The organism is Acetobacter tropicalis (assembly GCF_030644465.1).
Classification (GTDB): Bacteria; Pseudomonadota; Alphaproteobacteria; order Acetobacterales; family Acetobacteraceae; genus Acetobacter; species Acetobacter tropicalis.
Genome location: NZ_JAUYUW010000001.1, coordinates 3549672 through 3564002 on the forward strand (window position 1 = coordinate 3549672; position 14331 = coordinate 3564002).

Consider the following 14331-nt stretch of genomic DNA (forward strand, 5'->3'; position numbering starts at 1 on the left):
AATGACGCAACGTGAAACGGCAAAAGCGCTCCCAAGTGTAACACATGAGCAACTTTCTTCCCTACTACATGGTACCTGCGGTGATCCATTTTCTTTGTTGGGCAGACATAGATCCGGAAGATCTGACATTATCCGTGTGTTCATGCCGGATGCCCGCGAAGTGCGCCTGGTTCGCTGGACACGCACAGGCGTTCAGCGTGAACAGGCCATGAAATGTGTTGCGCAGGCCGGGTTTTATGAAGCACGCATTCCCACTGGTGCCCCTTATAAATTACGGATTGGATGGGCGGATGGGTGGGAAGAAGGGGCAGATCCTTACTCTTTTCCGCCTCTTCTGAGCGCACATGATCTGCATCTTTTTGCAGAAGGAAAACACCGCGAACTGGCCCAGATGATGGGTGCTCAATCCATGACCATTGAGGGGGTGGCGGGCGTACGGTTTGCTGTATGGGCTCCCAATGCGAGAAGCGTGTCCGTGGTCGGAGACTTCAATCTCTGGAACGCCCGGCGTCATCCCATGAGGCTCCGGCATGACGGCGGCATCTGGGAACTGTTCATTCCAAATGTAATGCCGGGGTCGCGTTACAAATATGATATGACAGGCCCTGATGGAGCGCGCCTGCCATTGCATGCTGACCCTTTTGCTCTGGCATCCGAAATTCCACCCGCTACAGCATCTGTTGTGACCTCCTCCACAGGGTTTGAATGGCATGATGACGCGTGGATGGACCGCCGCGCTACATTGCATAAGGAAAATGCTCCTCTCTCAATTTATGAATGCCATGTAGGATCATGGCGACGGCCCGATAAGGATGGCACACGGGTTCTGACGTGGGATGAACTCAGGGAAACCCTTATCCCTTATGTTGTTGATATGGGGTTTACTCATATTGAGCTTATGCCAATCATGGCCCATCCTTTTGATGGATCATGGGGATATCAGCCCCTCGGTTTGTTTGCTCCCGTACCCCGACAAGGGAGCCCGCAACAGCTCGCCGCTTTTATAGATGCCTGCCATCAGGCTGGTTTGGGTGTCATTCTCGATTGGGTGCCAGCTCACTTTCCAAATGATGTCCACGGGATAGCACTCTTTGACGGCACATGCCTCTTTGAGCATCAAGACCCTCGAGAAGGCCTGCACCCTGACTGGCATACCCTTATTTATAACGTAGGACGAAACGAGGTACGAGGGTTTCTGATTGCCAGCGCCTTGATGTGGCTCAACAAATATCACGTTGACGGGCTGCGCGTGGATGCCGTGGCCTCCATGTTATACCGTGATTACAGCCGCCCCCATAATGGTTGGGTTCCTAATTATTATGGAGGCCGGGAAAACCTTGAATCTGTTGAGTTCTTGCGGGAGCTAAACACCGCAGTAGCGCAGTACGCGCCTACAGCCTTGATGATTGCAGAAGAATCAACTGCATGGCCTGGCGTTACGCGAAGTGCAGATAGTGGCGGCCTCGGGTTTCACTACAAATGGAACATGGGGTGGATGCACGACACCCTGTCCTATATTGGCCGGGACCCACTCTGGCGCCGTTATCATCATGATAACATTCTGTTCGGTCTGCACTACGCTTTTTCTGAAAAATTCGTTCTTCCCCTTTCTCATGATGAAGTTGTGCACGGGAAAGGCTCCCTGCTTTCTCGCATGCCCGGAGAAGGGGGGACGCGTTATGCAGGGCTACGCGCCTACCTTGCTTTCATGTGGGGGCATCCCGGCAAAAAGCTTATTTTTATGGGCGCAGAACTGGCTCAGTGGGACGAATGGGACCCTTACGGTGAACTCGCATGGAACATGCTTGACACCCCTTGGGGACGAGGGATGCATGCCTTGATGCGCGATCTGAACCGTCTCTATCGGACAGAACCGGCTTTTCACCAACGCGACACCCATTCTGACGGATTTGCCTGGGTCATTGGTAATGACACAGAAAACAGTGTTTTTGCCTGGCTCCGTTACGGAGACGAAGGAAAACCCATTCTTGTTGTGTGCAACATGACACCAGTAGCACGGCTCGATTACCGCATAGGGGTTCCTTTGGCAGGATGGTGGGCAGAAAGACTAAACACAAATGCGGGTGAATATGGAGGAGAAGGGGCAGGCAATACGGGGGGGCGCAATACAGAGCAGGTTGGCTCTCATGGGTATGAACAATCCTGCATTTTGTATCTCCCGCCCTTGAGCGTTCTGTATCTACAACATGAAGGACACGCCCGATGACATCATGGAGTGATGCCCTGCTACCAGGACTGCCTTATCCTCTCGGAGCGACATGGGACGGAAATGGTGTCAATTTCGCTGTATTTTCTGGCCACGCCCAACGTATTGAACTCTGTCTATTTGATGCATCGTCACGCAAGGAATCCCAACGTTTTAAATTACCAGAATATACAGATGAAATCTGGCATGGTTACTTGCCAGGCGCGCGCCCCGGCACTCTGTATGGCTTTCGCGCTTTTGGTAACTATGAACCTATGCAGGGACACAGGTTCAACCCCCATAAGCTTCTCCTAGACCCATATGCACGCGGTATGGCTGGCCGCCTGACATGGACTGATGCTCTTTTCGGGTACCGCATTAACGCAGCGCGGGCGGATTTAACGCAGGATAAAAGAGACAGCGCTCCTTACATGCCCCGCAGCGTTGTCTGTCATAATGCTTTTGATTGGGGCGATGACAAACGCCCGCATGTGCCATGGGAAGACACGGTTATCATGGAAGCGCATCCACGCGGTCTATCCATGCTGCGTTCGGATATCCAGTTTTCCAAGCGTGGAACGTTTTCTGCCTTATGTGAAAACTGGTTTGTGGCCTACCTCAAAAACCTTGGGGTCACTACCTTGGAACTCATGCCCGTTCAGTCTTTTTTGACAGATCGCTATCTGCAGGACAAAGGACTGGTCAATTATTGGGGGTATAATACTCTTTCTTTCTTTGTGCCGCATGCAGGCTATATCGCCTCTGGTTCTTTAAATGACCTATGCATGCTCGTTCGTATTTTGCACGCATCGGGCATCGAAGTCATTCTGGATGTTGTCTATAATCATACGGCTGAAGGAAATGAACTTGGTCCAACGCTGTGTTATCGCGGCTTGGATAACGCAAGTTACTATCGCCTGGCACCAGACAATCTCCGCTGCTGCATCAACGATACGGGGTGCGGCAATACGTTGAACCTCTCGCATCCGCGGGTTTTGCAGATGGTCATAGACTCTCTGCGATACTGGGCGGAGACGTTTCATATTGACGGTTTTCGATTTGACTTGTGCACGACATTAGGCCGCGAAGATTACGGCTTTGATCAACGGAGCGGTTTTTTTGATATTTTAAGACAGGACCCTCTCCTGTCTCGCCTTAAACTGATTGCGGAGCCTTGGGATCCAGGTCCAGGAGGGTATCAGATTGGCAACCATCCACCCGGTTTTGCAGAATGGAACGATAGTTATAGAGACACAAGCCGACGGTTCTGGAGGGGGGATGAAGGGCAAAGAGGCCTGATTGCAGCCCGCCTTACCGGATCAGGCGATATTTTTGAACGTAAAGGCAGACGTCCCTGGAGTTCTGTCAATTTCCTGACTGCGCATGATGGCTTTACCCTCATGGATGTTGTGAGTTTTAATCAACGACACAACGAGGCCAATGAAGAAAACAACCAAGACGGCCATGGTGAAAATTATAGCACCAACTGGGGGGAGGAAGGACAAAGCGAAGATCCCGGCATCCTGCATGTACGCGATGCAGTTCGGCGCGCAATGTTTGCTACTCTCCTTTTGTCACAGGGCATACCGATGCTTTTGGCGGGAGACGAATTTGGGCAGACCCAGAATGGTAATAACAATGCCTATTGTCAGGATAGTGTCGTCAGTTGGCTGAACTGGTCACTTCTGGACACACCTCGAGAAATGGAAATGGCTGCATTTGTCAAACGGCTTCTCGCAGCGCGTCAAAATCATTTTTCCATAAATTCTGGACGATATCTACATGGTCATACTGAGATCAGCCCGGAGATAACTGACATTGGCTGGTTTTCAACCGATGGAAGCTCCATGAGCGTAGAAGAATGGGAGCGACCAGAAGGACGTACACTTGCCTTAAGACGCGCAGGCTCTCGTAAGGATGAAAAGGATATTACCCTTCTTTTACTAAATGCGAACGCCGACCCACAACTTTTTACTCTTCCTCAACCGAGCGGAGAGTGGCGGTTTATTCTGGAAAGCGCACGGCCCGACAAAGAAGAAAGTCTGGATTTTTCTCCTTTGACCGAAATTGAAGTAAGCGGACGAAGCGTCTTGCTGCTGGCGTATCGCCCAATCCCTGCCACTAAAGAAGCAGGAGCACCCTCATGAAGTCCTCAACCCGGTTCATGCCCCGTTGGGGGGCTTGGCACAAGGAAGACGGAACAACCCGTTTTCGGATATGGGCACCCCATTATAATAAGATTGCTGTTGCTTTAGAGGATAAACCCGCAATTGAGATGTCCCGGGATCAGGAAGGCTGGCACGAAGTTACTTTTCCATGTGCGGCAGGGACACTTTATAACTATCAACTCTCGTTCAGCACACTCATTCCTGACCCGGCATCTCAATGTCAACCAGAGGATGTGCATGGAAAAAGCTTGATTGTAGATCAGGGAGCCTATCAGTGGCGCACCCCACATTGGCGCGGCCGACCGTGGGAAGAAGCCGTTATTTATGAAGTTCATGTAGGGGCCGCAGGAGGATATGCCTCCATCATTAAGCAACTGGATGCACTTTCTGATCTTGGCATAACGGCTATTCAACTGATGCCGTTATCTGAATTCCCTGGCGGGAGAAACTGGGGATATGATGGTGTTTTTCCATATGCTCCAGAATCAAGCTATGGCACGCCGGATGATCTGAAAGCTCTTATCGACGCGGCTCACGAACGCAACATCATGGTTTTTCTGGATGTTGTCTATAATCATTTTGGGCCAGAAGGAAATATTCTCTCCCAATACGTTCCTACATTCTTTGACCCAGATCGACAGACAGCATGGGGACAAGCAATAAACTTCACACTTCCGGCCGTGCAGGATTTTTTTCTAGATAACGCACTCTATTGGCTCAATATTTACCACTTTGACGGATTACGACTGGATGCAGTGCATGCCATTGCCCCTCAATCCTGGCTTCGGGATCTTCTGCAAAACATACGGGCAGAATGTGATCTGGAAAGGCATATTCACCTTATTCTTGAAAATGAGAATAACGATGCCTCCCTGCTGCGTGCAGGCTACTCCGCCCAATGGAATGATGATGCCCACAATGCCCTACATGTTCTTTTAACAGAAGAAACAGAAGGATATTATGGGAACTTCGCTCACAACCCCACACAGGATCTTGTACAGGCCCTACAGGAAGGTTTTGTTTATCAAGGACAAATTTCGCCCGATACACAAAAACCGCGGGGACAACCCTCTGCAGATTTACCTCCCACCTCTTTTATTTTCTTTCTCCAAAATCACGATCAGATCGGCAACCGTGCTTTAGGAGACCGGCTATCCACACAAATAGACCCTGGCGTTTTAGGTGTGGCTCATGCTTTATTATTGCTATCCCCGCAAATTCCTATGCTTTTTATGGGAGAAGAATGGGGATCAAAAACACCATTTCTCTACTTTGTCAGCCACAGTGAAGGCTTGAATACACTTGTCCGCGAAGGACGGCAGAAAGAAATGGCTTCTTTTTCTACTTTCAGTAGTCAGGAGGCGGCAAATCTTATTCCTGACCCAGCATCCCCTGATACTTTCAAGCGTTCGTGTTTGCACTGGTCTGAACGCACTCAATCTGAACATGTACAAACCTACGAAACAGTAAAAAAACTTCTTTCTGTTCGACAGGAACATATTGTTCCTCGGCTACATAATGCACGATCTGCCTCAAGCCATATCTGGGCTCCGGGAGCCTTCGCTGTCAGTTGGTATATGGGGGACGAAAGAATACTCGAACTTTTTGTCAACTTCTCGGACACAGACATTACTCTGCTTACCGGCTATGCGGGAGTTGTTCTCTATCGTTCTGTGAATCAGGACTGTAAAATTAACCATACGTTAAAAGCTCATAGTTTCATAGCGACCTTACGAAAAGGTTCTGAACGATGACAAAACGTGATCTGCATCAGGCTGCTAAAAAAGCAGGGCTCGCCATTTCATGGCAGGATGCGTTCGGCAAGACCCATCGCACGGACCCTGATGTACTCAAGGCACTTCTTCAAACTTGTTCGTTCGGAGAGGAAAAAAAATATCCCACCTTGGTAAGCGTGAAAGTTGGGGAAAGCATATGTCTGCCTATTAATAACAAAGGATCAGAATCTTTTTTATTAAAACATGAAGATAATACGCAGACGGAAGGAAAAATTTCTCCCAATAAGGACGGGGTCTTTCAACTGCCGCCTTGTCACAAACCGGGCTACCATAAGGTGGAAATCGCTGGAACAGAGGTTACCCTTGCGGTTGCCCCCGAAACTTGCGCCGCGCTGAAATTCCGCGATGAAGGCTCTCGAGCATGGGGCCTTACTGTACAAATTCCCGCACTCAGGCAAAGCAATGATACCGGTATCGGACATTTAGGAAGTGTTGCAAAACTCGCCAAAATAGCCGGGCAGGAAGGAGCGGATGCTCTTATGATGAGTCCGCTCCATGCTCTCTGCCCTTTACGCCCGGAACGATGCAGTCCTTATTCCCCTTCCAGTAGACGATTTTTAAATCCGCTTCTTGCAGATTTGCGGACATGCTTTCCTAAACAACTTATTCACACTGTTTACCGTCAGCACCCAGAATGGGCGGCACAAATTACAGAAAGAACAGCAGAAAAGCTGATCAACTGGAAAGCCGCAGGCACATTGAGGTTTCAGGTGCTTCGGGTACTTTATGAAAAACATATTCGTCCATCCCCTCCCCAAGAGATGCTCTCTTTCATTCAACAGGGAGGAAACGCGTTAAAAAACCATGCGATCTTTGAGGCGCTGCAAGTTTCTCTAAAAACCCGAGGCCCCCGCGGAGACAACTGGAGGCTATGGGAAGCCCCCTTCAAAAAACCGACTACTCCTGAAATTGCCCGCTTTGCCCATCTGCATCAGGAAGAGGTTGGTTTTTGGCTATTTTTGCAATGGCTCGCTGCAAAAAGCCTGAAATACGCGGCCAGTACGGCTCATGATGCGGGAATGTCCATAGGATTAATTGCAGATATTGCCGTAGGCCTTGATCCGTCCGGAGCCGAGTGCTGGGCACAGCAGGACGGCTTTCTTATCGGTGCTTCCATCGGCGCGCCACCGGATCAACTCGCGCCCAAAGGCCAGAATTGGGGGTTAACCACGTTCTCTCCTCAAGCTCTCCAACAAACGGGTTATGAAGCTTTCATTGCCATGCTGCGTGCCGGTTTTGCTGCGGGCGGCGGGATCAGGTTTGATCATGTGATGGGACTTGAGCGGATATGGTTGATACCTGATGGTGGGAATTCAAACGAAGGCACGTATCTCACTATGCCCCAGAAAGACCTGAAAAATCTTCTAGCTCTTGAATCCGCAAGAGCCGGAGGCATCGTGATCGGGGAAGATTTGGGAACTGTTCCCAAAGGTTTCAGAAGCCGGATGGCGGAAAAGAAAATATGGGGAATGAATGTGATGTGGTTTACGAAAACCGCGTTAAACCAGTTCCTTCCCCCAGCAGCATGGCCCCCTACAGGTGTTGCCATGACAACCACACATGACCTCCCGACTGTTGCTGGATGGTGGCTGCAAATGGATAACCCTGCCCAGGAGAACAGCAGTGAAGAACATCAGGAAGAGAGCGACCGCCAAGGAGAAAGAAAAGCTTTATGGACAATGCTGAGAGATAATACCGCAGAAAATCAGGATCTCTCTTTGCCTCCTGTAAATGCAGATGGGGCTGCTACTGTTGTTGATGCAGCAATTCATGCGGTAGCGAGCACACCATGTCCTTTGATGCTTCTGCCGATGGAAGATCTTCTGGGATTAACAGATCAACCTAATGTGCCGGGAGATCAGAAACTGCATCCAAACTGGCGCAATCGATACCCAGTCACGGTAAAAAACCTCAGACAAAACCAAGATATCTCGCGCCGATTTTCCATTATGAACACAACAAGACATAAAAAATGACCACTCTAAGAGCAACCCTGCGACTTCAAATACATAAAGATTTCACCTTATATGATGCATGTGAGCATATCGATTACTATAAGGAACTTGGTATCAGCCATCTTTACCTCTCTCCTCTCTTTGAGGCGCGACCTGGTTCCAGTCATGGTTACGATACTATTGATTACAGTCGCATTAGTCAGGAGAGGGGAGGGGACGCTGGGCTTTTACAGCTCAGTAAGGCTGCCCATGCCCGCGGGATTGGTTTAATACTGGATATTGTGCCCAACCACATGGCGGTGGGGGCGGATAACAGATGGTGGCAGGACGTTCTGACATGGGGCCGTTCTTCCCGTTACGCTCCTTTTTTCGATATTGACTGGAGTGAAACACGCCATCGTCCTGGAAATACTATTCTTCTTCCTTTTCTCGATCGCCCCTATGGCGAAGCGTTAAAAGATGGTCTTCTGATTTTATATTATGATGCCGAAAAAGCCTCTTTTTCTATCAGGCATTATGAACATTCATTCCCCATCTGCCCGGAACATCTTTCTTTAGATACGAAAAACAACTGTGGGCCGGAGGAACTACATAATTCGACTCAGAATATTTTAGATTTTTATAATATCCCCTCGAAAGAGCAAAGAGAAAGATTACATACCCTTTTGGAAAAACAATGTTACAGGCTGGCTTGGTGGCGTGTAGCCGATGAGACAATAAACTGGCGCCGTTTTTTTAACATCACGGATTTGATCGCTCTCAATATTGATAAGGATTTCGTCTTTGACGCCGTTCACGCTTACGCTCTTACTCTGTACGAACACGGCGTTATTGACGGTTTTCGTGTGGACCATGTTGATGGGCTGGCATTGCCTGGGCATTACTGCCAGCATCTGAGGCAGGAAATGCAGCAACGGAATGCGTTCCGTCCTTCACTCTCACCGGAAGAACCTATCCTCTTTATAGAAAAAATTCTGGCTGATGGAGAAAAACTCCCCTCAGCATGGCAGGTCACCGGCACGACAGGCTATGATTTTCTGGAAGAGGTTAGCCTTTTACTGCATGATGATTCTGGAGAAGACTGCCTTACTGCCTTATGGGCAGAGACAGCACCCGACTGGTCCGGTTATGGAGCAGAGAGCCAAAGTGCCCGTATTGAAGTGGCAGAAACATTGCTCTCTGGAGCAACTGATAATTTTATTGCTACTCTTTATTGTCTCACAAGGCAGGATATTACTCTTCGTGATTTTACGGAGCGAGACGTCCGCCTTCTTATCACAACGCTTCTCTCACTTCTGCACATATATCGAACATATAGCGCAGACAATCTTAACCAAACTGGTTATTTATCACCCATATCAGGTAACCAGACTATATTTCTTGAACACGCATATGAACAACTTACAAAAAAAATGCCCATTAGATTATCGCCTTTATTAAACTGGATAAGGGAAAAACTGGCAGGGAAATATAATGATCATGAAATAGTAAGATCTTTTGAGCATTTAAGCGCTCCCCTTGCGGCCAAAGCTATAGAAGACACAGTTTTTTATCGCTATGGACGTTTACTCTCCCGGAATGATGTCGGGACAGATCCTGCACATTTTTCTATGTCAAGTGCCCAATTTCATCAGGCAATGCGAGCACGAAGAAAACACTACCCGGATAGTATGCTCGCAACTGCCACGCATGACCACAAGCGGGGAGAAGACGCCAGAGCCCGGCTCGCTGTGCTTTCGTCGTGTTCCTCAGAATGGAGTGAGGTAGTCGCAACATGGTCCACAATAAACGCCCCTCTGAAGGGACAATATGGGCCAGATAAAATAGATGAATTGATTTTGTATCAAACTCTTATTGGAGCATGGCCATTAGAACAGATTAGTCCTAGCGTCTCATTTAAGGAGCGTGTTAGCGCCTGGCAAATAAAGGCAATACGTGAAGCCAAACGGCATGGAAGCTGGGCCGACCCGGATGAAAATTACGAAACCGATTGCCTGAAATTCATTGAGAAAGTTTTTCAGCATGAGCCTTTTCTGATAGAATTTAATCTCTTCTTCCAAAAGATAGCACCAGCAGGTGCGCTAAACGGCCTCACACAAACTCTTCTCCGTTTTACGGTCCCCGGTGTGCCAGATACGTATCAAGGTACGGAATGGTGGGATTTTAGCTTGGTTGATCCAGACAACCGAAAAGCTGTTGACTATAAAGCGAGATCAAAGGCTCTCCTTGGCAAGAAACCATTCTGGCAAGCTGCCAAACACTGGGAAAACGGACATATCAAGCAAATTTTGATTCAAAAAATACTTGAGATACGCGGTCTATGGCCAAGCCTTTTTGCAGAAGGAGATTACAGTTCGATTACAGTAGAGGCCAATTTTGCAAAATCTCTTGTTAGTTTTGTTCGCCATACTACTACAGAAAAAATTCTAATTTTAGCCCCGAAGCATGGTTTTTTGTTAAACCCTGATTCCATTGACTTGAATACATTAGATTTTTTACAGAGTGGCCGAAAAATTATAGAAAAAACGGAATACACATGGAAATCCATACTCTGGGAGAATGTATGTATACGAAGAAGTGGTGAGGTTACCATTCCCCCGTCCTGCCGTTATTTTCCTGTAGATATTTTGGTTCCTGATTTTGACGAAACTTAAAGCGCATTTCTCAAGACCGTGCTCATCACTGCCCCTCCCATTCGCTAAAATTTCTTTTTCTCATCGGGAAGGAAGGCGTAATCACACATGATTATTCTCGGCTACAGTGCCTTAAAATTTCTTAATGATTGAGAGTGGAAAATATACGCCTGAAAAGGAAAACTTATCGACCTCGAACGTTGAAACGATGAAGCCCGGCAACTCTTACAAAGCACAGGAATGAAATTTCCTGCCTACACTCATTCGGGCTCCATCAAACATCAGCAACATGAGGTGCTGTCATGGTCGATAAAAAGAACAAGAATGGCAAGAAACAGGCTCAGGATGAAAAGCTGGATGAATCCTTGGATGATAGTTTTCCGGCGAGTGATCCACCGTCTCACAGTGGCGTAACGGGAGATCGAGATCCCCCTGCAAAACCATCCAAACCGCAGAAAAAAGAAGGGGCGTAAAACCCTTTTTTTCACCTGAGTAGTGCTCTTTAGGTGCTCTACCCCAAAGAGCACTATTTTTGCGGAAAAACAATAAGCGCGAGACGACGTGTATCGGTGGGACCATATTCCAGAAAATCATGATGAAAGAGCATTTTCATCCCTTGCGTTTATAGCTGCAACGGCATATGAGGAAGCGCCAATGGTCAGGTGACCTGAGGCAATGTCTTGCTATCGGGTGACCCAGTCGCACTCTACTGAAGGGCCCCGTTGTATGACTTCTTCCCCTTACAGCCGTGTTAGCGAAGCCTTGGCGTTCGACGACGTTTTGGTTGTTCCCGCTGCATCCGAGGTCGTTCCGAGCCAGACCTCTGTTCGTACTCGTCTGACACGTTCCATTGAACTCAATATTCCGCTTGTTTCTGCCGCTATGGATACCGTGACGGAAGAGCAGATGGCGATTGCCATGGCACAGCAGGGCGGTTTGGGGGTCATTCATAAAAACCTGTCCCCAGAAGAGCAGGCGGAGCATGTGCGCCGCGTAAAGCGCTTTGAATCCGGCATGGTTGTAAATCCTGTTACGGTAGGGCCGAATCAGACCCTCGCGGAAGTGCGCGAAATCATGCAGCGGAACGGCATCAGCGGTCTTCCCGTGGTTGAGCCGGGCACCCAGAAATTGGTCGGAATTCTGACAAACCGTGATGTGCGCTTTGCCATAGACCCCAATCAGCGTGTGTCTGAACTTATGACACATGAGGGCCTGGTAACCGTTCGGGATGGTGCCGATGCGGATACAGCCCGCCAGCTTCTACATAAACACCGCATTGAAAAACTTCTTGTTGTAGATGATGCCGAACGGTGTGTTGGCATTATTACTGTCAAGGATATGGACAAAGCCGTAGCCTATCCGCTTGCAATCAAGGATAGCATGGGACGCCTGCGTTGCGCGGCTGCAACCGGAGTAGGGGAAGACGGCTTCAGCCGTGCTAAACTTCTGGTTGAAGCGGGCGTGGATGTTCTGGTTGTTGACACCGCACACGGTCATTCTTCCGGGGTGCTCCGCGCAGTCGAGCGCCTTAAAGCATTAGATAACCAGATTCAGATTGTCGCTGGTAACGTCGCCACTCCAGAGGCGGCTGAAGCCTTGATTGACTCTGGGGCTGATTGCATAAAAATCGGCATCGGGCCCGGGTCAATCTGCACAACACGTATTGTCGCTGGTGTGGGTGTTCCTCAGTTCTCTGCGGTTCTGGAAACAGCACAGGCGTGTCATGCCAAGAATACGCCAGCTATTGCTGACGGAGGCGTTCGTACATCCGGAGACATCGTCAAGGCCATTGGGGCCGGGGCCGATGTTGTCATGGTCGGGTCTCTGCTAGCCGGCACGGAAGAAGCTCCAGGCGAAGTCTTCCTGTATCAAGGGCGTTCCTACAAATCCTATCGAGGCATGGGGAGCCTAGGCGCCATGGCGCGGGGCTCCGCTGACCGCTATTTCCAGCAGGAAGTCAAAGATTCGCTCAAACTGGTTCCTGAAGGAATTGAAGGCCGGGTTCCTTATAAAGGTACCATGTCGGCTGTTATTCATCAACTGGTTGGTGGCCTGAAAGCCGGTATGGGTTATACGGGCTCCCGCGAAATCAAGGAACTTCAAGAGCGTGCCCGCTTCCGTCGGATTACGGGGGCAGGACTGCGTGAAAGCCACGTGCATGATGTATCCATCACACGTGAAGCACCGAATTATCGCCGGGATTAAGACACTCTATGACTCCTTCTGCCCGACTTGCAGCCTCCATTGATCTTCTTACCGCTATGGAAGCAGCCCCCCGCAAACCGGCAGATGCCGTTGCCAACAGTTTTTTCCGGGAACGACGCTATATTGGCGGCGGGGATCGTCGGGCTATTTCGAGCCTTGTTTGGGATGTCATGCGGGCTTGGCGCAGGCTTGGCTGGCACCTTGAGCAAGCGGGAGCAGTCCCCGCAGCCCCCAGACTATTGGTTGCTGCCTGTCTGATTTTCAAAGGAACGCCACTTAAAGAGGTGGCCAGTTCTTTTTCTGATGGACGCTTCGCGGCTGGAGCATTGACCTTCAAGGAACAGGACGCTCTTTCAGCATTAGCAGGGAAATCCTTGGATAACCTTGGTATGCCGCGCGCCATCAAACAGGAGGTTCCTGACTGGCTTCTTCCCAAACTGGAGGAGACTTTTGGAGAGTTTCTGGAAGAAGAGTTGGCCGCTCTTTCCGAGCCAGCCACCCTTGATCTGAGAGTCAACATCCTACTCAATTCCCGACAGGAAGCACAAAAAGCGTTAGCGCGAGAAGGGTTACATGCAACTCTGACACCGCTTTCTCCATGGGGACTGCGGCTTAATGGACGCCAGCCTGTTACCTCCACAACGCCTTTTAAAGATGGCCGCGTAGAGATTCAGGATGAAGGTAGCCAACTTGTGGCTGCAATACTGGGAGCAGCTCCGCAGATGCGGGTTCTGGATTATTGTGCCGGGGCAGGGGGTAAAACTCTCGCTCTTGCCATGATGATGGAAAACAAGGGGCATATTGCTGCCTGTGATGTGGCTGAAAAACGCCTTGCTGGAGCAGTGCGTCGCCTCCGTCGCGCCGGTGTCCATAATGTTGAACAGCACCTTCTTCAGGCGGGTGACAAATGGGCAAAGCGCCGGTCCGGTTCTTTTGACAGGGTGCTGGTAGACGCACCTTGCAGCGGGACCGGCACATGGCGCCGCAATCCTGATGCCCGCCTACGCATGACCGAGCAGGATCTGGCAGAACTTCTGGTTAAACAGGCCGAAATTCTGGACAAAGCCGCTGCTCTTGTAAAACCGGGCGGGAGATTAGTGTACGCCACGTGCTCTGTTCTGCATGCTGAAAACGCAGCGCAGATTGACGCCTTCCTGCATCGTAAACCTGAGTTCACACTTGTTTCATCGGACAGTACAGCGCTGCCAGACACGCTAAAAGAAACAAATATGTTTTCCCTTTCCCCTCGACAAAATGGGACAGATGGCTTTTTTGCTGCGGTTCTGACACGCGCCGCGCCAGAAGAACTCTCTTCACAGGACGGCGCGACAACAGTAGCTGCATCGTAAGACCACTCTATTTCCCTTT

The 14331-nt window shown here is 49.6% G+C and carries 8 protein-coding genes; all 8 read left to right on the forward strand.

The features are described from left to right. Position 1: 1 nt before the first annotated feature. The gene (glgB, locus tag QWU00_RS15915; RefSeq protein WP_035381490.1) at positions 2 to 2227 is read left to right on the forward strand and encodes a 1,4-alpha-glucan branching protein GlgB; all 2226 of its coding nucleotides are present in this window, start codon (positions 2 to 4) and stop codon (positions 2225 to 2227) included. Then, positions 2224 to 4353, forward strand: a complete 2130-nt coding sequence (gene glgX, locus QWU00_RS15920; RefSeq protein ID WP_035381488.1) for a glycogen debranching protein GlgX — start codon at positions 2224 to 2226, stop codon at positions 4351 to 4353. Before glgB ends, glgX begins: the two co-directional genes overlap by 4 nt. Then, positions 4350 to 6128, forward strand: a complete 1779-nt coding sequence (gene treZ / locus QWU00_RS15925; RefSeq protein ID WP_035381486.1) for a malto-oligosyltrehalose trehalohydrolase — start codon at positions 4350 to 4352, stop codon at positions 6126 to 6128. Before glgX ends, treZ begins: the two co-directional genes overlap by 4 nt. Further along, positions 6125 to 8146 (forward strand): 4-alpha-glucanotransferase, encoded by a 2022-nt coding sequence (malQ, locus tag QWU00_RS15930; protein ID WP_035381484.1) that lies wholly within the window; start codon positions 6125 to 6127, stop codon positions 8144 to 8146. The genes treZ and malQ overlap by 4 nt, the downstream gene beginning before the upstream one ends. After that, a complete protein-coding gene (gene treY / locus QWU00_RS15935) occupies positions 8143 to 10779 on the forward strand; it encodes a malto-oligosyltrehalose synthase (RefSeq protein WP_035381482.1) in 2637 nt (878 codons plus the stop codon). Before malQ ends, treY begins: the two co-directional genes overlap by 4 nt. Positions 10780 to 11060: 281 nt before the next feature. After that, positions 11061 to 11231, forward strand: a complete 171-nt coding sequence (locus QWU00_RS15940) for a hypothetical protein (protein WP_166443810.1) — start codon at positions 11061 to 11063, stop codon at positions 11229 to 11231. A 253-nt stretch (positions 11232 to 11484) separates the two neighbouring features. Next, on the forward strand, positions 11485 to 12963 hold the full coding sequence (gene guaB, locus QWU00_RS15945) for an IMP dehydrogenase (protein ID WP_035381480.1): 1479 nt from the start codon (positions 11485 to 11487) through the stop codon (positions 12961 to 12963). A gap of 8 nt (positions 12964 to 12971) precedes the next feature. Next, a complete protein-coding gene (locus tag QWU00_RS15950; RefSeq protein ID WP_035381478.1) occupies positions 12972 to 14312 on the forward strand; it encodes an RsmB/NOP family class I SAM-dependent RNA methyltransferase in 1341 nt (446 codons plus the stop codon). Positions 14313 to 14331: the final 19 nt, after the last annotated feature.

Bases quoted from the DNA above. Each gene is read 5' to 3' on its own strand.
- treZ (WP_035381486.1), top strand. From the start codon at position 4,350: ATGAAGTCCTCAACCCGGTTCATGCCCCGTTGGGGGGCTTGGCACAAG.
- treY (WP_035381482.1), top strand. From the start codon at position 8,143: ATGACCACTCTAAGAGCAACCCTGCGACTTCAAATACATAAAGATTTC.
- glgB (WP_035381490.1), top strand. From the start codon at position 2: ATGACGCAACGTGAAACGGCAAAAGCGCTCCCAAGTGTAACACATGAG.
- QWU00_RS15940 (WP_166443810.1), top strand. From the start codon at position 11,061: ATGGTCGATAAAAAGAACAAGAATGGCAAGAAACAGGCTCAGGATGAA.
- QWU00_RS15950 (WP_035381478.1), top strand. From the start codon at position 12,972: ATGACTCCTTCTGCCCGACTTGCAGCCTCCATTGATCTTCTTACCGCT.
- glgX (WP_035381488.1), top strand. From the start codon at position 2,224: ATGACATCATGGAGTGATGCCCTGCTACCAGGACTGCCTTATCCTCTC.
- guaB (WP_035381480.1), top strand. From the start codon at position 11,485: ATGACTTCTTCCCCTTACAGCCGTGTTAGCGAAGCCTTGGCGTTCGAC.
- malQ (WP_035381484.1), top strand. From the start codon at position 6,125: ATGACAAAACGTGATCTGCATCAGGCTGCTAAAAAAGCAGGGCTCGCC.